Here is a 20,152-nt window from a genome sequence, read left to right as displayed (position 1 = left end):
GCGCGGGCCGGTGCGGCCGGGGTGGTATCAGGGGATCGGGGGCACTGTGGGGCTCTCCCGGGCGAGCAGGTCGCGGGCGAACGGTTCCCACTGCGCGTAGCGGTCGGGGTACGCCGAGACCTGCACGGCCTGGCAGACCTCGCCCGGCGGCATCGTCTGCCACCCGTCGATCTGGATCAGCCCGGGATTGCTGCCGAAGGGGGCCACGCCGTAGAAGGACTTCGACGACGTGGCGACGTCGGTGATCTGCTCGGGGGTGCCCCAGCCGGTGCTGGGACGCTGCTGGAAGATGCCCAGCGAGTCATGGTCCACCGGGACCAGGTAGTTGACGAACTTCGACTCCTGCATGGCCGTCATCAGCGCGATGACCTGACCCTGTTCGGGAATGCCCGCCCCCTTGCCGACACCGATGACGGTGCGCGCGTTGGCGAGCTCCTCGGGTCCGAGGTCGGCCGCGGTACGGAACGTGCGGAGCAACTCGGCATCGGAGGCGTGCCGCAGGACGTCGGCGGTCGCGCCGTCGACCCGTCCGGTCGCGGGCAGCCCGTGCCGTTCCTGGAACCGCGCCACACCGTGGCCCGGGCCCGTCTCCCCGGCCTCGGCGGTCGGGTTGCGGAACGAGGACGCCCGGGCCACGCCGGGGGCGGCGAACAGGGTGCCGGCGACGGCGAGCGACGCGGCCGCGGCCGCGGTGCGGGCGAGGGCAGTGCGCAATGCCACTGCTTCATCTCCTTCGTACGGGGCGTCACCCCGCCCGTCCGCCCCGTGCGTGGGGCTGTCGCCCCCGCCGCCCCGCTGCCGTGCGCGTCGCGCGGCACGACCGCTCAGGCCCGGGGCCCCGAGGGGTGCTCGGGGCACGTCGTGGGGTGACCGGGCCTGGAACGGGCGTTGGTGACGGGGCGTGGGGAAGAGGCGGTGGGGGAGGGACTGTGGGGGGTGGGGGATGCGCGCGACGGTTCCCAGCATCCTTGCGTGCCCATGACAGACGCAAGGCCCGAAAGCCCAGGCTTACCGCGTGGCGCCGGGCGGTGTCGGCCACCCCGGCGGACCGGCCGCCTCCCCGCGCCCGCAACTGCGCAGCAGCGCACGCCCCTCCGCGGTCGCGACGTGCAACGACCGCCCGTTCCCGCGGACCGTGGTCACCAGACCGGCCGCGCGCAGCACCTTCATGTGCTGGCTGATCGCCGGATGCGTCACCCCGAGGAGCCGGGCCAGGCCGACCGTGGAGGAGCCGGTGCGAACGGCCCGGAGGACCGAGGCGCGCGTGTGCCCGAGCAGCGCCCCCAGCGCGTCGCCACCAGTCCGTTCCGGGGGCGCGGGCCGGGCCCAGTCCATCGCGTGGTCGATCGGGTACACCAGGACGGGGGGAAGGTCCCCGTCGGCGAGCGTGATGGGCGTGGGCCAGCAGAAGAAAGAGGGCTGCAGGATGAGCCCGCGGCCGTCGAGACGGAGGTGGTGGTCCACGGGGTAGTCGGCCTCCAGCACCGGCGGCCGCCAGCGGAGCCGCGGTCCGAGAGCGGCCAGCAGACCTTCCGTCCCGCCGTCCAGGAGGCTGTGCAGCCGGACGATGCGGTCCGCGTCGATGTGGGCGTGGACGCGCGGCCAGAACGGTGCCAGTGCCTCCTGGTGGTACGTGCGCAGGGCGTGCCCCAGCCGCAGGAGGGTGTCACCGTCCCCGCCCGCCAACGCGTCCGTCCAGCCGGGAAGGCGGCGCGAGGCGGCCACCCGCGCCAGATCCCTGCGCAGCCGCGGACCGGGGGTGCGCACCAGGGTGTCCACCGCCGCCTGGAACGTCTCGCCACCACCGCGGGTGGGCGTGAGGAAGTCCGGGGAACAGCCGTGGGGCGGCAGCAGCGGCGACAGGAATCTGCAACTGTCGGAGAGGCGCGGCCGCACCCACCGCCGCCATTCGCCGAACACCCCCTCCCCGTCGCGCCGTTGAAGGGTCTGCACACTGTTGCTGATCTCCCACAGATGGTCCGGACCCGAGGCGACGCGCACCCGGCCCAGGTCCTCGGACGTGAAGTACACGCGCAGCACGGCCAGTCGACCCCCGTTACCCGACTCCATGGACGAACTCCGTACGGGACGGAGCGGAGCCCCAGCCGATCCCCGTCCGACGGCCCCTGTCAAGACACCCGGCAGCCCCGCTCGCGGGACACGACGGACGGGGCCGGCCGTCTCCTGTCAGCGGCGTGCGGCGGACTTCCGATCATGTCCACGGGGATCGACGACGTCGACCGGGCGTCCATGAACCGTGCGTACGGCGACGGAAGAGGCCCTGACCGCGCTGATGATCTCGTACCCGCGTCGGCTCGAGGCGTCGCACCGGGGCGGGGTACGGGCCCCTGGGCGACCGATCTGCTCAGGGAACCGCACTACGCCCGGACGACCGGGTCGCCGAACGCTTCGCGCTGCTGGAGGACCAGTTGCGCAGCCCTGACCGGGGCCAGCGGCGCGAGCGATCGACACGAGCGGTCTGCTCCTGACGGGCCGGCGGGGCCCGCACGAGGAGTCCGTACGGCTCCTGGGCGAGCGGATCAGGGAAGCCGAACCCCGCATCGTCCGGTGGGCGGCCGATGAACCGGAGCGGCTGTACGCCATCGGCGGGCCGGCGACCGAGGCCCTGGCCGAACGGGTGACGGCCGGGCCGGGCTCCCCTCCCCAGGCGCGGTGGAACGAGACCTCCTGCGGGGCGGCCGAGGAGTGGGCGCGGATGGGGCCCGCCGCGGCCCCGCCGCTCCGCCGGGATCTCGCCTCCGCCCGGCGCCGCGACAACACGGGCGGCCGGGGCCGGAACCGCTACCGCTGCACCGACGACGAGCGGCTGCTGCGGCACGGCCGTGCGGTGATCGCCGCGGTCGGGTCCTGACGAAGCCCGGACACGATCCGTTCCCGTCCGTCACGCGGTGCGGCGGGCGCCGTCACGGGCCGGGGCGGACCACGGGGCGGGAACGGGCCCCGGACATCCGGGCCCCGGCATACGACGCGGGTGGGGTACGGGTGGGGTAGCGGACCGGAGCACCGGGGAAGGGGCCGGTCCCGCGAAGGGGCCGGGGTGCCGCCGGACCACCGCCCGTGCTCCGACCCTCACGCGGGCGGGGCGTGATCGCACACGGAGACACGGCCTCGGCTGCGTACTTCTGCCCCGGCGGGGGAAAAACCTTTCTACGAGAGGTCGCCAGAACCTCGTGACCGCACGGGCGATGCGCGTGGGCACCTCCTCGTACGCCATCTCCCGGGAGCTGTGCGTCGTGGTGACGGAACGGCTCCATGGAGTGACCCGAGGGTCCTGCCCGCCGCGGAGAGCCGCTCCTCGCAGGAGTACTCCGATGACCACACTCAAGATCACGTCTTTGCCACCCGCACGCCGTGACCACCTCCTGAGCCTTGCCGAAGACGTCCACTTCCCCGCGGCACAGCGGCTCTTCGAGGAACACACCGCCGCCGACCGCTTCTGGGTGCTGAAGACCGGGGCGGTGACCCTCGACTCGCAGCTGCCCAACCGGCGCCGCGCGGAGATCGAGACCCTGGGGCCGGGCGAGCTGGTCGGACTGTCCTGGCTCTTCCCGCCCTACGAGTGGGAGCTGGGCGCCGAGACACTGAGCCCCGTCCGGGCCCACGAATTCGACGCGGCCCGGGTACGGGCCCTGTGCCGGTCGGACCCCGAGTTCGGATTCGAGATCAGCCAGTGGGTCGGCATGGTGCTCACCCGTCGGCTGCACGCGACCCGCGGCAGGCTGCTCGACCTCTACGAATCCGTCGCACGGGCCTGAGACCACCCACCGGGCCGCCCCTGTCCGCAGGAGCGGCCCCGCCCCGCCGCTCGCCCGGACCACCCCGGACGACCGGCGCGGCTCACGCCTGCCCGCTCCCGGACGGCCCCGCACCCGCCCGGTCGACGCGGGCGATGTGGGTACGCTGGACGAGGTGGCTGCCGTCGGACGCCGGACACGGTGATTCAGACACCGGACACGGTGAAGAGGGCGCCGTCGGAGTCGCGGATGACGCAGGCGTCCTCCGGGGTACCGGTGAGTGAGGGAACCGGTGACGATTCGCCCCCGGCCGCGACGGCGGCCGCTGCGGCCCGCCCGCTGTCCCGGACGTGGAAGTCGACGTTCCAGCGGGGCCGGACCTCGGGGTCGGGAGAGTCCTCGACGCCCCCGCCGCGCAGGGTGGCGACGGTGCGCCCCGAGGCCTGGACGACGATGTGGTCCTGGGCGTAGTCGACCGTGCAACCGCCGGGCGGGCGGGCCCAGTCGAAGATCTCCGCGTAGAAGATCGCGGCGTCGAACGCGTCCCGGGTCCGCAGGTCCAGCCGGACCGGGGCACCGCACAGCCCCACCGGCCAGGACAGGGCCGGGCCCTCCCAGAACCCGAACACGGCCCCGTCGCGGTCGGCGGCGATCCCGGCCCGGCCCTCGCCCAGCGGGAGAGGGCCGACGGCGAGCGTGGCACCGCGCTCGTTGATCCGGCCCGCCGTCCCGTCCGCGTCCTTGACGGCGAAGTACGGGGTCCAGACGGCCGGATGGCTTCCGCCCGGACAGCATCCGATCCCGGCGACCGGCTCGCCCCGTGCCAGTGCCACCGAGAAGTCGTCGCCCAGGTCGCTGTCCCTGAACTTCCACCCCATGACGTCGGTGTAGAAGGCCTGAGCCGCACGCAGGTCCTGCGTCAGCAGGTTCACCCAGCAGGGCGCGCCGATCACCGGCATGATCTTGTCGGAGGTCGTCATTCGGAACTCCTTCGGATGCGTGGAGGGACAGCCCCCGGACGTGCAGGGCGGTGGGGTCGGCCCAGGGCCGGCCCGGACCACCGGTGCCGATGCCGGTGCCGCACCGTGTGCGTGTGCCCACCTGCCGTCGGGATACCGAAGCGGCGCCCCGACTACTGGGCCCCGCCCGTGCGCACGGCTCATCCGGCGTGCCGCGGCGGGCCGGGAACACCATGACCGCGTCACCGCCGTGCCGGACCCCTGTCCCCACCCTGGCGCCGATCGCACCCCACCGCACATCAACACCACGGCGCCCGCGCCCGATCCCGCACCACCCCGGCCCGGACAACCCTCGGCGGCCCGCGCCCGCTTTGGTTCCGGCTCCGGCTCCGGAGTCTCGGGGCGATCCGGTCCGTCCGCCGGGCGAGGACAATGGAAGTGAGGAAACGCCGCCGTGCGCCGGAGGACCGCGCTCCCGCAGCTCCGGCGAAGGGCCTCCCCGCGCGGCTGCGTCCTCCACCGGCCGTACCGCCGAGCTCCCGGACCCGCCCGGGCCGGTCCGTGCCCGGCGCACCGGCGCGACGACGAGGAGCGGACATGGCACGGGTGGTGGTCGAGGGCACCGACATCGTCGTGCGCCTGTCCTGGTGGGAGAAGGCGATGGCGCGCCACCGCGACGTGCGCGTCCCGGTCACGGCACTGCGCCGCCCCCGTGTCGAGCCCGACTGGTGGCGGGCGCTGCGCGGCGAGCGCGGCCGGGGCACCTGGATCCCCGGACGGTTGTACGCGGGTGTCCGCCCGCTTCAGGAGGGACGGGACTTCGTGTCGATACGGGAGGGCAGACCGGTGCTGTGCGTGGAGCTGCGCCGGGGCGCCCCGTACAGCCGGCTGGCGGTCTTCGTCCCCGACCCCGAGGAGGCGATGGGCGCCCTGCTGCCGCTGGCCCCGCGGGACCGGCTGGGGGTGGAGTGACCGAACGCTTCCGCCGCCCCGCCCCGGACCGGACCGGACTGGCGCAGGCACCGGCAACGGCACGACCGGGGGCGCGACCTCCGGCGACGACGAGGCCGTCCACGCGACGACCGTCGACGAAGAGCGGAAGGGAGAGGCCGGATGAGTGAGAACCCGCACCCCGGCCGGCCGGGCGAGCGGTCGCTCGTGCCGGTGCGCGACTGGCACGGGGCCGCCCCGGCCGGGCTCCCGCCCCGGCATCGCCGGGACGCGGCGGGGACCGGCCGGACGGAGCCGAAGGACGGGACGGGGCCGCGCGAGCGGATCGCGGAGCTGACCGACGACCTGCAACGGGTGAAGGCCGAGTACGACAACTACCGCAAGCAGGTGCGCCGCGACCGCCTGGCGGTCCGGGAGATCGCGGTGGCCAACGTCCTCACCGGTCTGCTGCCGGTCCTGGACGTCGTGGAGGAGGTCCGCGCACGGGGCGACGACCGCGGCGCGGCGGCCCTCGCCGGGGTGGTCGAGAACCGGCTGGCGGCGCTCGGTCTGCGCACCGTCGGGGCGGTGGGCGAGCCCTTCGACCCCCGTGCCCACGAGGCGGTCGCCTTCCGTGCCTCGGGCGCGGCCCGTGCGGCCGTGTGCACCGAGGTGCTGCGGTACGGCTACCGGGTCGGCGGCCATCTCCTGCGCCCCGCCCAGGTGGAGGTGACAGGACCCGCCCCCGCCCGGAAGCCCTCCGTGCGGCTCAGCCGCGGTAGAAGTCGGCGAGGGCGGTGAACGCGGCCTTGGGTTCCCACGGCATGTCGGGATAGGCGGTCCCGGAACGGTCCTCGAAGACCTTCACGACGCCGTAGCCGGCCAGGTCCAGGTCCTCGCCCGGACCGCCGTCGGGACGGTGCGGGTAGTCGCGGAGCGCGAAGGTGAACACGAAGGTGCTGTCGACGCCCCCGGCGTCGAACGCTTCGAGCAACTCGCTTATGTACGCGGCCTGTCCGGCCTCGTCACGCTCGTACTCCCCGTTCAGCCGAAGCGGCACACGGGTGTCCTTGTCGTGCTCGACGATCTCCAGACCGCGGGCGCCCACGTCACCGGCGCCCCGGTAGCAGGCCGAGCCGAACTCGGTGATCGCGACCGGTTTTCCCTGCGCGACGAGGCCGTGGACCCCCTCGGCGAACCGGTCGGCGGTCTCGGCCGACCGGTAGAGGTCCAGGGACACGATGTCGAAGAGGGACCAGTCGACGCCTTCGAGCGGTACGGCGGCGTAGGTCACCTTCCCGCCGAAGCGCTCGCGAACGAGGGGAACGGCCTCGGCGAGGAACTCGTCGACCCGGGCACGGGCCCCGGCGATGTGCTCGTGCACGTGCTGCGGGTCGGCCAGCAGTGCGACCCGCTCGTCCAGCCCGTCGCCGGGCAGGAACCCCTTGTTCATGAGGCTCAGCTCGGCGCCGGTGACGAAGACGACCTCGGCTCCCCGGCGCCGGAGCCGTTCCGCGCGCCCGGCGCAGTCGGCGAACAGCGACAGCATCTCGTCGGTGGTCAGTTCGAGCGGGTAGGGGGAGAACCAGACCTCCAGGCCGAGGCCGGCGGCGAGCTCCGCCGCGATCTCGATCCGGTCCGGATCGCCGCCCATGATCCGGACCGCGTTGCAGTGCAGGTCGTCGCGGATGACGCGCAGTTCGCGCCCGACCAGCTCCGGGTCGAAGTCGCCGCGCCCGACGGTTCCGCCCCGGACGAAGCCGGTGTCGTAACTGATGCCTCTGGCACGCATGTGTCATGTCCTCTCCGCACGGAAACTTTTACGGTACGGACCGTACCTTATTTTTGATGAGGCCTGGGCGGCAAGGAGAATGGGAGGGTACGGGCGGTATCGAGTGCGGGAAGGCGCCATGGCGGAGGAGTCGAAGGGGCGGGTGCGGTCGGACACCGGACGGACACGGCGGCGCGGGGCCGCCCTGGAGGAGGCGATCCTGCGCGCCGCCGCGGACGAGCTCACCGGCTCCGGATACGCCGGGCTGACGATGGACAAGGTCGCCGCCCGCGCCGGCACCAACAAGAACGCCCTCTACCGTCGCTGGCCGAACCGCCTCGCGCTCGGCGTCGCCGCCTACAAGCACCTGGCCACGACGGTCCAGCCGCCCGACACCGGCACGCTCCGCGGCGACGTCCTGGAGTGGCTGCGCCAGGCGAACCGCTACTGGAGCTCCCCGCTCGGCGCGATCCTGCGCGAACTGCTCGCCGCCGCCGGCGGAACCCCGGAACTCCTGGCACGGCTCCAGGAGAACTCGACGGACGCCACGGCCGCACCCTGGCTGACCATCCTGGGGCGCGCCGTCGCCCGCGGCGAGGCTCCTCCCGAGGCGCTCCACCCCCGGGTCGCCACCGTGGCCATGGTCCTGCTGCGCAACGAATTCGTCGTACGCGCGGTGCCCGCCGCACCCGACGAGGTCCTCGTCGAGATCGTGGACGAGGTGTACCTGCCGCTGGTGCGAGGCCGGGGCGAACCACCGTCCTGAGCAAAGCGGTTCGGGCCGGGCGGGGGTGTCCGGGCGCCTGTTACGCCTCCGGCGCCTGCTCGGCCCGCCCCTTCCCGGCGCGGTCCCTCGCTCACCGGGCGGCGACGGGCCTACGCGCCGCCCCAGCCGTCACCGGAGTCCCCGCCCCCGCCGTACGGCCACGGCTTGTTCGTACCGAAACGGACCCACAGCCAGTAGCCGCCCGCGCAGAGAGCCAGCAGGCCGACCGGAACCAGAACGGCGAGGAGTATCCGGATCACCACGTCGCCTCCTCGGCAGGGCGTCGGCGTCCCGTCGGGCCGGACGCCTCGGGCCGCCCGGTTCCCGGCTTCGTCCGGGCCTCGATTGTAAGGGGCCGTCAGGTCCGTGGCACGGGCTTCTCCGGCTGGTTTCCCGGGCCGGCCGCGTGTACCTGGACGTCCGGTTTCCCGGGCCGGTCGCGCGTCCCGCCCGGACCGCGCGACCTCGGCCGGTTGTTGCGCAAGGGGCTGGAACTGCTGGTCATGGTGTGCCTCCTGCGGAACTGCGTCGTGCGTACCCGGACGGCGCCAGGTCTTCGGGCACCTGGTGCGTTGACCGGTGGCGCATGCGGTGGTGCCTGCCGGCGCACTGCGCGCGGCGTTCCGCACCGGCCTGTTCCGGCCCGCCCGCACCACGGACGGAAGCCGCGCGGCCGGACCCCCCGCGCGGCTGTTCCGCGGTCCGCGGTCCGGTCAACCCGTCGCGCGCACCGCGTCGAGGACCGGCCCGGCGACCTCCACGGGCCGGGACACGGCCACGGCGTGCGAGGCGCCGTCGAGTCCGACGGTCTTCGCCCCGGCCCGCTCGGCCCCGAACCGCTCGACCTCGGGATCGATCGCCCGGTCCGCGTCGGCCACGAGCGCCCAGGAGGGCTTGGTGCGCCGCGTGGCGGCCGAGGCGGCCTCCGTGAACACCGAGGTGGCCGACGGGCGTTGCGCCACAGCGAGTACCTCGGTGACGGCGGCCGGCACGTCGGCGGCGAAGACGTCCCCGAACGCCCCGGCCCCGATGGTGACCTCGACCGCGGGCTCCGCCTCCCGCACGGGGTACGTCGCCCCCTTCAGGTCGCTGACGAGCGGCTAGAGGGGGAAGCGGCCCTGTAACTCGCTCAGGCTCCCGCCCTCCTCGGGGACGGGCGCGTGGCGCGGCGTCACCCGGCCTGGAGCGCGGTGCGCAGGGCGTCGACGGCCAGCGTGATGGCGGCCTGGGCGGCCCGGGTCCCGCGCAGGGCGTCGAGCATGACGAAGTCGTGGATGATGCCCTGGAAGCGCACGGCGGTGACGGGGACACCGGCCAGGCGCAGCTTGTCGGCGTAGGCCTCGCCCTCGTCCCGCAGCACGTCGGCCTCGCCGGTGACGACCAGGGCCGGCGGCAGGCCGGTGAGCTGGTCGATGGTGGCCCGCAGCGGGGAGGCGGTGATCCGGGCGCGCTCGGCCTCGTCGGTGGTGTACTGGTCCCAGAACCACTGCATGCCGTCGCGGCGCAGGAAGTAGCCGGTGGCGAACTGGTGGTACGAACCGGTGTCGAAGTTCGCGTCGGTGACCGGGTAGAAGAGGACCTGCTGGACGAGGGGGACGTCGCCGCGTTCCTTGGCCATCAGCGTCAGCGCCGCGGTCATGTTGCCGCCGACGGAGTCACCGGCCACGGCCAGTCGCGAGCCGTCCAGCTCCTTGGCCGCGCCCTCCTGGACGATCCACCGCGCGACCGCGTAGTTCTGCTCGATGGCGACCGGGTAGCGGGCCTCGGGGGAGAGGTCGTACTCGGGGAAGACCACGGCGGCGTTCGCGCCGACGGCGAGTTCGCGCACCAGCCGGTCGTGGGTGTGGGCGTTGCCGAACACCCAGCCCGCACCGTGGATGTAGAGGATCACCGGCAGGGGGCCGGTCGCCCCGGCGGGGCGCACGACGCGCGTGCGGACACCACCCGTCGGGCCGCCCGGCACGGTGATCCACTCCTCGTCGATGCGCGGCTTCTCGATCTCCCCGGACTGCACCTCGTCGACTGCCTTGCGGCCCTCGGCCGGCGGCAGGTCGAACAGGTAGGGCGGATTGGCGGTCGCCTCGGCGAAAGCGGCTGCCGCCGGTTCCAGCACCGGCCGGGCCGGCTCCACGACGTCGGACATGTGGTTCTCCTGGGTTCCAGATGACGTGCCGGTTCCTCCGGCCGGACGGCTCCTGGCCGGACACGGATCCGAGGGGCCGTCATCCGTCAATCCAAAACCATGGGAACGACGGAAATTGCCCCCCAGTGCACAGGTGATGACCCGACAGTGTACGGAAAGCAGGCCGCACTTCTGGAACGGACACGGTGCACTTCCGGGAAGCAGTGTCGTGCCGACCGGAAATCGTCTGAGGGCGAATCTGCCGAGGGCCGCCGGGATTTCGATCCCGGGCATTTCAAGGAAAAGCCGCCCGGAATTCTTTCCGCCGGGCACGGACGGACCGGTCCGACAAGCCCGAAGTGCTCGTCCCGTCCGCCGCCGCCATCGAGGCCGGGCGCCGGTGCGCAGGAAGCGGCGCAGAACGGCGCAGCCGGAAACCGGCGCCGTCCACACCGCAGGAGGTTGTCGAAAGGTGTCCATGATGCCGGTCGGTGGGCTGGTCCCCCGCGCCACCGGCGATGCCGTGGATCTCGTCGTCCGCCGTGCGAGGATCCACACCGGCGACCCGGTCCGCCCCGAGGGCGGCGACGAATGGCTGCGTCTCGACGGCGCCGGGGAGGACCTCGCCCCGGCGGCGGATTCCGAGAACTTCGCCAGGCCGCGCCCCGAACTCGACCTCGTATACACGGTGGAATTCCAGAAGGCCGTGCACCTGCTCATGGAGAACGGTTGGAGATTCCGGCGGCACGCCACCTGCGACGAAGCCATTCGGCGGGATTTCGCGGTACTCGATGAACTGGCCGCCGAGTGATCTTCCCGGCCGGTAACCGCCGGCTCTTCGACCACGCGGAGACCGTCCCGGAGGAAAGCCTCGACCGTATAGCCGCCCTCGGCGGAGCCATGTCCGTACAGAACCGGCCGTCCTTCCAGGGCGAGGCGTTCGTACGCCGCTACGGCTCCGGCGCGGCCGCCGACGTGCCTCCCGGTCCGGGCCTGGTCCACGCGCAGGCCGTCATCGGCACCCGCGCGCCCGGCCGACGCCTCGGCCGGGCACGGACGGAATGCCGGGAACGGGCGGGAACGCGATGGACGTCGGACTGCCGGTCCCCCGGCCGGCAGCGGGGTTCCTCATCGCCGGACACGGAGTGCGGAAGGTCGGTTTCGGGCTGGGCGGTCACGGCCTGGCGGGCGGGACGGAGGAGTTCCGCCACGACGGCTTCCACGACGGCTTCCGCGGCGGCAGGCCCACCGCGCCCACCGCGCCCACCGCGGTCGGCAGCCGGATCGACGCCGGCCCGTTCCTGGCAGCCGGTCTGCTCACCCCCGCGGCGGCGATGGCTGCCATGGGCGTGATGACGGTCGTCGGCATCGTCAAACGGCCCAACGGGCTCCGGGCACGGAACGACGGTTACGAGTACCCGCTGGTCCTCGTCGTGGTCGCCGGGGCGCTCGCCCTCACCGGGCCGGGCCGCTGGTCGGCCGACCACGCCCTGGCACTGGCCCCCGGCAGAGGGTTCCCGGGCCGGGAGTTCTCCGACTGGGAATTCCCCGGCCGGAAGGGGAAGGAGCCGGTATGCGCAAACTGCTGACCGACATGGCCCGTACGCTGGCCCCGCCCCGGGAGGACCGGCACGGCCCGCTGCCGCCGCTGATGCTGATGCTGACGGTGGTGACCGGGCTGGTCGACGCCGTCAGCTATCTGGCGCTCGGGCACGTCTTCGTCGCCAACATGACCGGCAACGTGGTGTTCCTGGGGTTCGCCCTGGCGGGCGCCGAGGGGCTGTCCGCGCCCGCCTCCGTCGTGTCGATGGCCGCGTTCCTCGCCGGCGCGCTGGCGGGCGGCCGGCTCGCCACCCGGTTCGCGGCGCACCGCGGGCGGCTGCTGGCCTTCGCCGCGGCGCTCCAGACGGTGCTCGTCGCCGCGGCGGCCGTCGTCGTCGGGCTCTTGCGCGACGACACGGCCGGGGAGGTCCGGTACACCCTGATCGTGCTCCTCGGCCTCGCCATGGGGCTGCAGAACGCGGTCGCCAGGCGTCTCGGCGTCCCGGACCTGACGACGACGGTGCTGACCCTGACCCTGACGGGGCTGGCCGCGGACTCCGCCCCGGCGGGCGGGCCGGGACCCCGCCCCGGGCGGCGCGTCCTGTCCGTGCTGGCCATGTTCCTCGGAGCCCTCGGCGGCGCCGTGCTCCTGGCCCGCTCCGGAATCCTCCCGGTCCTGGTCCTGGCGGCGGCGCTGCTCGTGGCGGTGTCCGCGGTCACCCACCGGCTCTCGGTCCCCGGCGCCCCCTGGACCGGGCCCGGGGCATGAGCCGGACCGTCGTCCCGCGGGAAAACCGAACGCCCCGGCCCTCCCGGCAGCACCGGGGAGGGCGCCCCCCGCTCACCGCTGAGGGGCCTCGCGCACGGGGTGCTTGCTCAGAATGGACACCCGGTTGAACGCGTTGATGGTGATCGCCACCCATATCACCGCGGAGATCTCGTCGTCGGTGAAGGTCCGGCGGGCCTCGGCGTAGGCGTTCTCCTGCGCGAGGGCGTTCGCGGGTTCGGTGGTCGCCTCCGCCAGGGCGAGCGCCGCGCGCTCACGCGCGGTGAACAGCTCGGTGTCGCGCCAGGCGGCCAGCACGCCCAGGCGCCGGGTGGTCTCACCCGCACGCAGCGCGGCCCGGGTGTGCACGTCGAGGCAGTAGGCGCAGTTGTTGATCTGCGACACGCGGAGATTGACCAGCTCCACCAGCACCCGGTCCAGCCCCGCGTCGGCGGCGACCGCGCGGACCGCGCCGGACGTCTCGACCAGGGCGCGGTAGGCGCTCGGACTCTGCTTGTCCACGAAGACCCGCTCGCTCACGGGGCCCGCCACCGTGTCACTCAACCTGGACTCCTTCACAGGACCTGCCCGATCCTCGTTCGTTTCGCCGTGCGCCCGACGGAGCATCGGCCTACCATCGGGCATGATTATTGAACATGAAACCATTTTTGGGAGGGGCGTGTGATGAACGACGCCGAGAAGGGGCCCGAGGAACCGCCCCGGGCAGCCTTCGGCCACGGTGAGAACCCGCCGGGGATCGAGGTGCTCGGAGCACGGGACGTCCCGCTGGGCGGCCCGAGGGCGATGACGGTACGGCGTACGCTGCCGCAGCGGGCCCGGACGACGATCGGCGCATGGTGCTTCGCCGACCACTACGGACCCGACGACGTCGCCGACACCGGCGGCATGGACGTCGCACCCCATCCCCACATCGGCCTGCAGACGGTGAGCTGGCTGTTCAGCGGGGAGATCGAGCACCGGGACAGCATGGGCAACCACGCCTTCGTGCGGCCCGGCGAGCTGAACCTCATGACCGGCGGCCACGGCATCAGCCACTCGGAGGTCTCCACCGCCCGCACCACGACCCTGCACGGCGTCCAGCTGTGGGTGGTGCTCCCCGAGGAGCACCGGAACACCGGACGCGACTTCCAGCACCACGTCCCGGCCCCGGTCCGGGTGGACGGGGCCGAGATCAGGGTGTTCCTGGGGACACTGGCGGGGGACACCTCCCCGGTGCGCACCTTCACCCCGCTGCTCGGCGCCGAACTCCTCCTCGACCCGCACTCGACGACCGAACTCGCCGTCGACACCGGCTTCGAGCACGGCGTCCTCGTCGACCACGGGGACGTGCACGTCGCCGGGACGACCCTGCGCCCGGCGGAGCTGGGATACCTCGGCACGGGGAACGACACGCTGACGCTGACGAACGGGACGGACTCCGTCGCGCGGGTCATCCTCCTCGGGGGAACACCGTTCGAGGAGCGGATCGTCATGTGGTGGAACTTCATCGGCCGGAGCCACGAGGACATCGTCGAGGCCAGGGAGGCGTGGCAGAACGCGTCCGACCGCTTCGGCGAGGTCGACGGCTACGACGGCGACCGCCTGCCCGCACCCGTGCTCCCCAACGTCCGCATCGCACCGCGCCGCAACCCGGCCAACCACTGAAAGGCCCACGATGACACAGCCCGCCGCCGCTCCGGTCGTCCAGCGAGTGGACTCCGAGCACCGTTACGAGATCCTGGTCGACGGCGTGACCGCCGGCCTCACCGAGTACCACGACCGCGACGAACAGCGCGTCTTCTACCACACCGAGACGGGTGAGGCCTTTGCCGGACAGGGTCTGGCCTCGGTACTCGTGCAGCAGGCGCTGGAGGACGTACGCGCCTCGGGGAAGCACATCGTGCCGGTCTGCCCCTACGTGGCGAAGTTCCTCAAGAAGCACGAGGAGTTCGCCGACATCACCGACCCGGTGACCCCCGAGGTCCTGAAGTGGCTGAAGGGCATGCTGGCGCACTGACCGCCCCGCCGTCCCGGCCCGCCCCGCACGGGCGGGTCCGGCCGGAACCATGAGGCCCACCCTGCCGGTGCCTTCGACGGGTGGGCCTCGTGGTTCTCCGGGAGGCCCGGGCGGTGCAGAGGTGGGCCCGCGCCTGCTGGGCCGGGTCGCCGGCGCGTTCCGCGACGGGCGCGGCGCGGCCGGCCAGTTGGCGCTCTCGTCCTGGATCCACTCCCGGGCCCGGTCCGCGTCGGACAGGTCCACGATGTCCTGCCACGAGGCCGGCGGAGCACCCCGGTCGGGCTCGAACCAGCCGCCCGCCACCACCGCGGTCTCCAGCAGCCAGCGATGCATCGCCCCGCGGGCCCGTGCGGCGTCCTCGGCGGACTCCTCGGCCTCCAGACGGGTACGGGCGTACAGCCGCAGCAGGTCGTGGAAGCGGTAGCGGTCCCGGTCCGTGCCCGGCAGGCCGGTCTCCACCAGCTCCTCGAGGGTGTCCTCGGCGTCGAACAGCGACTGCCCGGTCAGCCGGGCGGCACAGGCGGCGCCGGTGTCGGGGCCCGGGACCAGGGCGAGCGGCCGGAACACCCGGGCCGCCCCGGGGGTGAGCTGACGGTAGGGCAGGCCGAAGGCGGCCGACACCCGTACGTCACCGGCCGCCAACGTGTCCGGGCGTCGTTCCTCGAGGGCGAGGCGGTCGGCGAGACGGCGTACGCTCCAGCCGCTGCGGGTGGCCGGCCAGCTGCCCGCCACCCGCGGGGCCAGCGGCAGGTGCCCACAGCGCCGGGCGACCTCGGCCGGCCCCTCCAGCGTCAGCGATGCCCCAGCCGCAACGCCCCGAACACCGCGTCCCCACCGCGCCGGGCGTCAGGACGGCTGCCGCAGCCAGGTGTCGAGAGCCGTGTAGTCGCCGTCGGCCAGACCGCGGCGGGGGTCGACCCGATGGAGCAGGGCACGGCCCGGATGGTGGGCGGCGACCCAGGCCCGGTCGGTGCCGGTGACCTCGTCGTCGACCCAGGCGAACGGGCGCCCCGCCGCGCGGTCGACGAGGGCCCGGGTCTTCCAGTGCAGCCCGGCACGCTCGTCCCGGGCATCGACGTCGGACGGTTCGGGCCAGACCACCACGGCCAGCGGTGGCAGACCGAGCAGGGGAGCGACGCACTCGTTCGCGTCGGCCATCCACGTCGTGGCCCAGACGATCTCGCAGGGGAGGGCGGCCAACCGGGGACCGTGCCCGGGATCGATTCTGGCCAGGAGCGGGTTCGCGGCGGCACCGAGGAACGCGGGATCCACCGGGTGGGTCGGGTAGTGGTGCGACGGCGCACCGAACGGGATGAGCGGTCCGTCGACGTCGAGGAACAGCAGTGGACGCTGCGCGGGGTCGGTCACGGCAGCACGATAGCGACCGGCCCCGGTCCCCCGGCGCCGCCTCCCGGACCCCGCCACGGCGGGCGCTCTTGCCTCGGGGGCCGTGATCGGCGAGCATCATCGGCATGCGTGGGGTCCATGACGACGAGCGGCTGGCGGACGTCTACCAGAGCGGCAACGAGATGCCCGAGGAATCACTGAGGGACTGGACACGGCTGATCGGCTCCTTCGCGGCCCGTCCGTCACCCGCCGTGGTGGAGATCGGCGCGGGCACCGGCATGTTCTGCTCGGCGATGGCCCGTTGGCTGGACCCGTCGGCGGTGATCGGGATCGATGCCTCCCTGCCCATGCTCACCCGGGCCCGGAGTCTCAACCCGCACCCCGCGGTCCACTACCTGGCAGGAACCGCGGAAGCCGTGCCCACCGGATCCGGCCTGTTCGACCTGGCCCTGCTGTCCCGGGTGATCCACCATCTGCCCGACCGCGTCGGGGCGGCGCGTGAACTGGCCCGTGTCCTGCGGCCCGGCGGAACGGCCGTCATCCGGACGACGTTCCGGGAGCGGCTGGACGCGCTGGTCTACGATTACTGGCCGCGCCTGCGCGAGTCGGACGAACAACGCTTTCCGTCCGGGGCCGAGGTGCTCGACGACTTCGCCGCGGCGGGCTTCGCGGTCCGGACCGTCACCTCCTTCGCCCGCCCCGTCACCACCGGCCTCCGCGACTACCACGCTCGCATGACGTCCCGGCCCCAGTCGAAGTTCACCCGGCTCACCGCCGAGGAGTTCGGGGACGGACTGCGGCGCCTTGCGGCCGACGCCCGGAACGAGCCGGTGACGCGCCCGGTTCCCGTGACGGAGCGGTACGACGTGGCCGTGCTGTCCCTGCCCTGAGCGGCGGCCCGTTCCCGGGGCGGTGCCGCCGGTACGGGAGGGGACGGGGAATGCCATGATGGCGGCTCCGACGATCCCGAGGGGCGATCCCGCGTGCACACGCCCGCCGATTATCTCGAACTGGCGCGTACCGAGAACGACGGCCAGGTCCTGCACCGGCTCGTGGGAAGCCCGTATCCCTTCGTCTGGCAGGCGCTGGCGGCCAACCCCCACACCCCGCCCGCGGCCCTCCTGGAGCTGAGCGCGGCCCGGGACAGTGTCTGGAACGACAACCGGCTCCTGTGGCTGCTGGCGGAACACCCCCGCGCGGACCGCACCGTGCTGCGAGCGGTCCTCGACGCCACGGCGGCCGTGCTCGCGGAGGGCGAGCGGCCCTACGCCGCCGTGCTCGCCCTGGCGGGGCGCGGAGAGCTGGAGGCGGACGAGGTGGAACGGCTCGGAACCCTTCGCGGCGCCTCGGCCCGGCTGCGCGGCCTGCTCGCCCGGCGGCTGGACGCCCGCGCCCCGGACCGCGCGTGATCCTCCGGGGCGCCGTCATGCCTCCAGCAGCCGTGCGGCACGCCGCTCGTCGAGGCCGCCGCGCCAGCCCGCCAGCGGCAGGGTGATGTCCGAACGCGGTGCGCCGCGCAGCGCGCGGGACGCGGCGTGCCGCTCGGCGGTGGGGACGAACCGGTCCCACATCGGCGGCAGGACCGGGCAGGGGAGCACCCCGGTCTCGGCGAGTCCGATGAGGATGCCGTAGCGCTGGTACTTGTCGGTGCCGGGCACGATCCTCGCCCGTGCGACCGCCTTCTCCAGCTCGCCCGGGCGTGTCCCCGCCGGCACCGAACGGATCACGTCGAGCAGCGCGCGCAGCCGTTCGCGGTCCTCCTCCTGCGGCCGGGGCAGCCCCTGCGCCACCGCGGCCTCCAGGTCCGGCAGGTAATGCTCCGGCACCTCGTTCCACGACCAGCCGAGCGCGAGGCGCAACAGCTGCTCGGTGACGTCGACCTCGGACTCCGGGGCCAGACCGCAGTCGGGAACCCCGTCCCCGTTCCGCGGAGCGGTGCCGAGGAACCGCGCCCAGCCGTGGGAGATCACCGTCTGCCGGCCGCGCGGGGCGCTGCCCAGCCCGGCGACGAACGCCGCGAGCACCGCGTCCTCGTGCAGCGCGGCGGCCGCGGCGCCGGCGCGTCCGACGATCTCGGACGCGCTCCACCGCTCGGGCTCGCGCACCGGCCATCCCGCGCGACGGGCCGCGGCGACGTCCGCGGGGTCGCCGGAGGGTTCGGTGCCCCTGACCGTCCCGGTCCGGGTGAAGCGGTACCCGTAGCAGCGCATCAGAGGCTCCAGGTCGTCCTCGCCCGGAATCCGTCGCGGGGCGGTGCCCGGGGGAGTGGGGCCGCCGGTCACGAGAGCGCCTCCCAGGACCAGGCCGCGATGCCCACGCGGTTGCGCACCTTCAACTTGGCCTGGATGTTGGCGATGTGGGTCTTCGCCGTGCCGGGGGAGATGAACAGGCGCGCGCCTATCTCGGCGTTCGTCAGGCCCTCCGCGACGAGGCGGGTGATCTCCTCCTCGCGAGGGGTGAGGGGCGAGGGTTCGCGCGGTGCCGGAGCAACGGGAGCCGCCACGGACCGGAGGAGACGGACCGTGATCTGGGGGCTGATGAGGACGTCGCCGGCCATGGCGGCCCGCACCCCCTCGATCAGCAGGCCGGGGCCCGAGCGCTTGAGGAGGAAGCCGCAGGCGCCGTCCCGCAGGGCCGTGCGGACGTAGTCGTCGTGGTCGAAGGTGGTGACCACCAGGACGCGGAGCGGGTCGGACACGTCCGGGCCCGCCAGCCGCCGGGTCACCTCCAGGCCGTCGAGGACCGGCATGCGGATGTCCGCGACGACCAGGTCGGGGCGGAGCTCGTGGGCCAGGTCGACGGCCGCGGCACCGTCCGCCGCCTCGCCCACGACCGTCATGTCCGGCTGGGAGTCGAGGATCAGCCGGAATCCGCCGCGGATGTCCTCCTGGTCGTCGGCCAGGAGGATGCGGGTGGGTGCGTACGCGCCCGTCGGGGGAATGGTCACTTCGGTTCCTTCGCAGGGGCTGTGCGGGGCGTCCGCAGCGGCAGGACGGCCACGAGACGCCAGCCGTCCTTCTCGTACGGGCCCGCGATGAGTGTGCCGCCCAGCGCCTCGGCGCGTTCGGCGAGCGCGGGGAGGCCGCGCCCGCCCCCGCCCCGGCGCAACGCACCGGTGCGGGGGCCGGGGGACGTGCGCGACGCCTCGTTGGTCACGTGCAGTTCCACGCCCCCGGGGACGTGGACGAAGCGGACTTCCGCACGGGGAGCCCGGGGAGCGTGTCTGCGGATGTTCGTGAGCGCCTCGACCACGATGCGGTACGCCACCGCGCTTGCCTCCCGCGCGTGGGTGAAGGACTCCAGGACGTCCGGCGGCAGGAGGAGCCGGGTCGCGGTGCCGCTCGATTCGGTGAAGTCGTCCACCAGGGCGGCGAGTCGGGGAACCCCCGGCGGCTGGAGCGACGCGTCCGGTGTTTCCTCCCCGTCCAGCATCCGTATCGTCCGGTCCATCGTCTCCAGGGCGTTCAGACCCGCCTTCTCGATCCGTTCCAGGGCCAGGACCGCCTGGCCCGGATCGGTCTCCGCCACGAAGCGGGCCGCCTGGGCCCGCACGACGATGCCGCTGACGTCATGGGCCACGAAGTCGTGGAGATCGCGCGAGAGTTGCAGGCGCTGGGCGCGCCGCGCCTCCTCGACCGCGGCACGCCGGCGCAGGTCCATGCGGCGCGGATAGGCCCCGATCGCCGCCGCGCCGAGTGCGGGGAGCAACCAGAACGACGCCGCGCCCGTACGTTCCAGGAAACCGCCGTCGACCAGCGGCGCGGGCCAGACGGCCACCGCGAGGACCGCGAGGGGGACCGCGACGCGCAGCTCCCGCACGGGCGACCAGCGCGTCACCGCCGCGATGAGGAGCAGCAGCAGGGCGGCCTCCAAAAGCTTCCAGACGGAGCCGGGGCCCGTGGTGGCGGTCGCGGTGGTCGTCAGGGACAACAACGCGCAGACCGCCGTGGGGCGGGCCAGACCGGAGGGGCGGCGGAGGATCAGGGCCCGGACGATGGCTGCCGCCGCCGCGAGCGCCGGAAGACCGCCGAGTATCACGCTTGTCATGGCCGGTGTCGTTTCCCCCGTGGTCGTTCCGTCCGTCGTCGAGGACGGGGCCGTTCGTGCGGATCCGCCCCGCCGTCGTGTTCGTCGGTCCCGACGCTTCCGCGCAACCCCCGCCGACGGGACGGGCGTT

General features: G+C 73.7%; 23 protein-coding genes and 2 pseudogenes. 13 read left to right on the top strand and 12 right to left on the bottom strand.

What is annotated here, in order from left to right:
* Positions 1-27: 27 nt before the first annotated feature.
* Both ABZZ04_RS10905 and ABZZ04_RS10900 read right to left on the bottom strand, forming a co-directional pair.
* Positions 28-714, bottom strand: coding sequence for a peptidoglycan-binding domain-containing protein (locus tag ABZZ04_RS10905; protein ID WP_356931954.1), 687 nt, complete (start codon positions 712-714; stop codon positions 28-30).
* A 294-nt stretch (positions 715-1,008) separates the two neighbouring features.
* Entirely contained in the window at positions 1,009-2,040 is a 1,032-nt protein-coding gene (locus ABZZ04_RS10900) for a helix-turn-helix domain-containing protein (RefSeq protein WP_356931953.1), read from the bottom strand.
* A gap of 676 nt (positions 2,041-2,716) precedes the next feature.
* Here ABZZ04_RS10900 and ABZZ04_RS10895 point away from each other — a divergent pair.
* Both ABZZ04_RS10895 and ABZZ04_RS10890 read left to right on the top strand, forming a co-directional pair.
* Entirely contained in the window at positions 2,717-2,872 is a 156-nt protein-coding gene (locus ABZZ04_RS10895) for a hypothetical protein (protein WP_356931866.1), read from the top strand.
* Positions 2,873-3,332: 460 nt separating this feature from the next.
* Complete coding sequence (locus tag ABZZ04_RS10890) at positions 3,333-3,776, top strand: cyclic nucleotide-binding domain-containing protein (protein WP_356931865.1); 444 nt, start codon at positions 3,333-3,335, stop codon at positions 3,774-3,776.
* Between the two features lie 185 nt (positions 3,777-3,961).
* Here ABZZ04_RS10890 and ABZZ04_RS10885 read toward each other — a convergent pair whose 3' ends face one another.
* Positions 3,962-4,735 carry a VOC family protein gene (locus ABZZ04_RS10885; protein ID WP_356931864.1) on the bottom strand — a complete coding sequence of 258 codons (774 nt, stop codon included), beginning with the start codon at positions 4,733-4,735 and terminating at the stop codon, positions 3,962-3,964.
* Between the two features lie 576 nt (positions 4,736-5,311).
* On the opposite strand from ABZZ04_RS10885, the gene ABZZ04_RS10880 reads away from it, so the two are divergent.
* Together ABZZ04_RS10880 and grpE are read left to right on the top strand one after the other, a co-directional pair.
* A complete protein-coding gene (locus tag ABZZ04_RS10880; protein ID WP_356931863.1) occupies positions 5,312-5,686 on the top strand; it encodes a hypothetical protein in 375 nt (124 codons plus the stop codon).
* Between the two features lie 141 nt (positions 5,687-5,827).
* On the top strand, positions 5,828-6,445 hold the full coding sequence (gene grpE / locus ABZZ04_RS10875) for a nucleotide exchange factor GrpE (RefSeq protein WP_356931862.1): 618 nt from the start codon (positions 5,828-5,830) through the stop codon (positions 6,443-6,445).
* On the opposite strand, the gene ABZZ04_RS10870 is transcribed toward grpE, so the two are convergent.
* Positions 6,414-7,436 carry a hypothetical protein gene (locus ABZZ04_RS10870; RefSeq protein ID WP_356931861.1) on the bottom strand — a complete coding sequence of 341 codons (1,023 nt, stop codon included), beginning with the start codon at positions 7,434-7,436 and terminating at the stop codon, positions 6,414-6,416. The genes grpE and ABZZ04_RS10870 overlap by 32 nt on opposite strands.
* Positions 7,437-7,554: 118 nt before the next feature.
* Between ABZZ04_RS10870 and ABZZ04_RS10865 the strand changes: the two genes are divergently transcribed.
* A complete protein-coding gene (locus ABZZ04_RS10865; protein ID WP_356931860.1) occupies positions 7,555-8,181 on the top strand; it encodes a TetR/AcrR family transcriptional regulator in 627 nt (208 codons plus the stop codon).
* A 110-nt stretch (positions 8,182-8,291) separates the two neighbouring features.
* Here ABZZ04_RS10865 and ABZZ04_RS10860 read toward each other — a convergent pair whose 3' ends face one another.
* The 3 genes and pseudogenes from ABZZ04_RS10860 to ABZZ04_RS10850 all read right to left on the bottom strand — a co-directional run bounded on the left by ABZZ04_RS10860 (position 8,292) and on the right by ABZZ04_RS10850 (position 10,324).
* Positions 8,292-8,444, bottom strand: a complete 153-nt coding sequence (locus tag ABZZ04_RS10860; RefSeq protein WP_356931859.1) for a hypothetical protein — start codon at positions 8,442-8,444, stop codon at positions 8,292-8,294.
* Between the two features lie 450 nt (positions 8,445-8,894).
* Positions 8,895-9,341: pseudogene (locus ABZZ04_RS10855) on the bottom strand (alpha/beta hydrolase); the annotation flags it as partial.
* Between the two features lie 11 nt (positions 9,342-9,352).
* Complete coding sequence (locus ABZZ04_RS10850; protein WP_356931858.1) at positions 9,353-10,324, bottom strand: alpha/beta hydrolase; 972 nt, start codon at positions 10,322-10,324, stop codon at positions 9,353-9,355.
* 547 nt (positions 10,325-10,871) lie between these two features.
* Here ABZZ04_RS10850 and ABZZ04_RS10845 point away from each other — a divergent pair.
* The 3 genes and pseudogenes from ABZZ04_RS10845 to ABZZ04_RS10835 form a co-directional block, all read left to right on the top strand.
* Positions 10,872-11,287, top strand: a pseudogene (locus ABZZ04_RS10845) (amidohydrolase family protein); the annotation flags it as partial.
* 101 nt (positions 11,288-11,388) lie between these two features.
* Positions 11,389-11,892, top strand: a complete 504-nt coding sequence (locus ABZZ04_RS10840) for a DoxX family protein (RefSeq protein ID WP_356931857.1) — start codon at positions 11,389-11,391, stop codon at positions 11,890-11,892.
* Entirely contained in the window at positions 11,877-12,614 is a 738-nt protein-coding gene (locus ABZZ04_RS10835; protein ID WP_356931856.1) for a YoaK family protein, read from the top strand. Before ABZZ04_RS10840 ends, ABZZ04_RS10835 begins: the two co-directional genes overlap by 16 nt.
* A 72-nt stretch (positions 12,615-12,686) precedes the next feature.
* Here the strand turns inward: ABZZ04_RS10835 and ABZZ04_RS10830 are convergent, their stop codons facing one another.
* Positions 12,687-13,175 (bottom strand): carboxymuconolactone decarboxylase family protein, encoded by a 489-nt coding sequence (locus ABZZ04_RS10830; RefSeq protein WP_356931855.1) that lies wholly within the window; start codon positions 13,173-13,175, stop codon positions 12,687-12,689.
* Between the two features lie 120 nt (positions 13,176-13,295).
* On the opposite strand from ABZZ04_RS10830, the gene ABZZ04_RS10825 reads away from it, so the two are divergent.
* The 3 genes from ABZZ04_RS10825 (at position 13,296) to ABZZ04_RS10815 (ending at position 15,052) form a co-directional block, all read left to right on the top strand.
* A complete protein-coding gene (locus ABZZ04_RS10825; protein ID WP_356931854.1) occupies positions 13,296-14,276 on the top strand; it encodes a pirin family protein in 981 nt (326 codons plus the stop codon).
* 10 nt (positions 14,277-14,286) lie between these two features.
* A complete protein-coding gene (locus tag ABZZ04_RS10820; RefSeq protein ID WP_356931853.1) occupies positions 14,287-14,628 on the top strand; it encodes a GNAT family N-acetyltransferase in 342 nt (113 codons plus the stop codon).
* 121 nt (positions 14,629-14,749) lie between these two features.
* The gene (locus ABZZ04_RS10815) at positions 14,750-15,052 is read left to right on the top strand and encodes a hypothetical protein (RefSeq protein ID WP_356931852.1); all 303 of its coding nucleotides are present in this window, start codon (positions 14,750-14,752) and stop codon (positions 15,050-15,052) included.
* Between the two features lie 422 nt (positions 15,053-15,474).
* On the opposite strand, the gene ABZZ04_RS10810 is transcribed toward ABZZ04_RS10815, so the two are convergent.
* Complete coding sequence (locus tag ABZZ04_RS10810; protein WP_356931851.1) at positions 15,475-15,996, bottom strand: HAD domain-containing protein; 522 nt, start codon at positions 15,994-15,996, stop codon at positions 15,475-15,477.
* 104 nt (positions 15,997-16,100) lie between these two features.
* Between ABZZ04_RS10810 and ABZZ04_RS10805 the strand changes: the two genes are divergently transcribed.
* Complete coding sequence (locus tag ABZZ04_RS10805) at positions 16,101-16,865, top strand: class I SAM-dependent methyltransferase (protein WP_356931850.1); 765 nt, start codon at positions 16,101-16,103, stop codon at positions 16,863-16,865.
* A gap of 93 nt (positions 16,866-16,958) precedes the next feature.
* A complete protein-coding gene (locus ABZZ04_RS10800; RefSeq protein WP_356931849.1) occupies positions 16,959-17,384 on the top strand; it encodes a hypothetical protein in 426 nt (141 codons plus the stop codon).
* Positions 17,385-17,399: 15 nt separating this feature from the next.
* Here ABZZ04_RS10800 and ABZZ04_RS10795 read toward each other — a convergent pair whose 3' ends face one another.
* The 3 genes from ABZZ04_RS10795 to ABZZ04_RS10785 are packed head-to-tail and all read right to left on the bottom strand — an operon-like array spanning position 17,400 to position 20,022.
* Entirely contained in the window at positions 17,400-18,257 is an 858-nt protein-coding gene (locus ABZZ04_RS10795) for a hypothetical protein (RefSeq protein WP_356931848.1), read from the bottom strand.
* Entirely contained in the window at positions 18,254-18,916 is a 663-nt protein-coding gene (locus tag ABZZ04_RS10790; protein WP_356931952.1) for a response regulator transcription factor, read from the bottom strand. Before ABZZ04_RS10790 ends, ABZZ04_RS10795 begins: the two co-directional genes overlap by 4 nt.
* Positions 18,917-18,918: 2 nt before the next feature.
* Positions 18,919-20,022, bottom strand: a complete 1,104-nt coding sequence (locus ABZZ04_RS10785; RefSeq protein WP_356931847.1) for a histidine kinase — start codon at positions 20,020-20,022, stop codon at positions 18,919-18,921.
* Positions 20,023-20,152 lie beyond the last annotated feature (130 nt).

The sequence above is a fragment of the Streptomyces sp. NPDC006435 genome, from assembly GCF_040612315.1.
Taxonomy (GTDB): Bacteria; Actinomycetota; Actinomycetes; order Streptomycetales; family Streptomycetaceae; genus Streptomyces.
The sequence above is the reverse complement of the archived record's forward strand: the minus strand, read 5'-3'. Positions and strand labels throughout refer to the sequence as shown.

Excerpts from the sequence above, each read along its gene's own strand:
- ABZZ04_RS10805 (WP_356931850.1), top strand. The coding sequence starts at position 16,101 with ATGCGTGGGGTCCATGACGACGAGCGGCTGGCGGACGTCTACCAGAGC.
- ABZZ04_RS10825 (WP_356931854.1), top strand. The coding sequence starts at position 13,296 with ATGAACGACGCCGAGAAGGGGCCCGAGGAACCGCCCCGGGCAGCCTTC.
- ABZZ04_RS10850 (WP_356931858.1), bottom strand. The coding sequence starts at position 10,324 with ATGTCCGACGTCGTGGAGCCGGCCCGGCCGGTGCTGGAACCGGCGGCA.
- ABZZ04_RS10870 (WP_356931861.1), bottom strand. The coding sequence starts at position 7,436 with ATGCGTGCCAGAGGCATCAGTTACGACACCGGCTTCGTCCGGGGCGGA.
- ABZZ04_RS10890 (WP_356931865.1), top strand. The coding sequence starts at position 3,333 with ATGACCACACTCAAGATCACGTCTTTGCCACCCGCACGCCGTGACCAC.
- ABZZ04_RS10880 (WP_356931863.1), top strand. The coding sequence starts at position 5,312 with ATGGCACGGGTGGTGGTCGAGGGCACCGACATCGTCGTGCGCCTGTCC.
- ABZZ04_RS10785 (WP_356931847.1), bottom strand. The coding sequence starts at position 20,022 with ATGACAAGCGTGATACTCGGCGGTCTTCCGGCGCTCGCGGCGGCGGCA.
- ABZZ04_RS10840 (WP_356931857.1), top strand. The coding sequence starts at position 11,389 with ATGGACGTCGGACTGCCGGTCCCCCGGCCGGCAGCGGGGTTCCTCATC.
- ABZZ04_RS10865 (WP_356931860.1), top strand. The coding sequence starts at position 7,555 with ATGGCGGAGGAGTCGAAGGGGCGGGTGCGGTCGGACACCGGACGGACA.
- ABZZ04_RS10885 (WP_356931864.1), bottom strand. The coding sequence starts at position 4,735 with ATGACGACCTCCGACAAGATCATGCCGGTGATCGGCGCGCCCTGCTGG.
- ABZZ04_RS10895 (WP_356931866.1), top strand. The coding sequence starts at position 2,717 with ATGGGGCCCGCCGCGGCCCCGCCGCTCCGCCGGGATCTCGCCTCCGCC.
- grpE (WP_356931862.1), top strand. The coding sequence starts at position 5,828 with ATGAGTGAGAACCCGCACCCCGGCCGGCCGGGCGAGCGGTCGCTCGTG.
- ABZZ04_RS10835 (WP_356931856.1), top strand. The coding sequence starts at position 11,877 with ATGCGCAAACTGCTGACCGACATGGCCCGTACGCTGGCCCCGCCCCGG.
- ABZZ04_RS10820 (WP_356931853.1), top strand. The coding sequence starts at position 14,287 with ATGACACAGCCCGCCGCCGCTCCGGTCGTCCAGCGAGTGGACTCCGAG.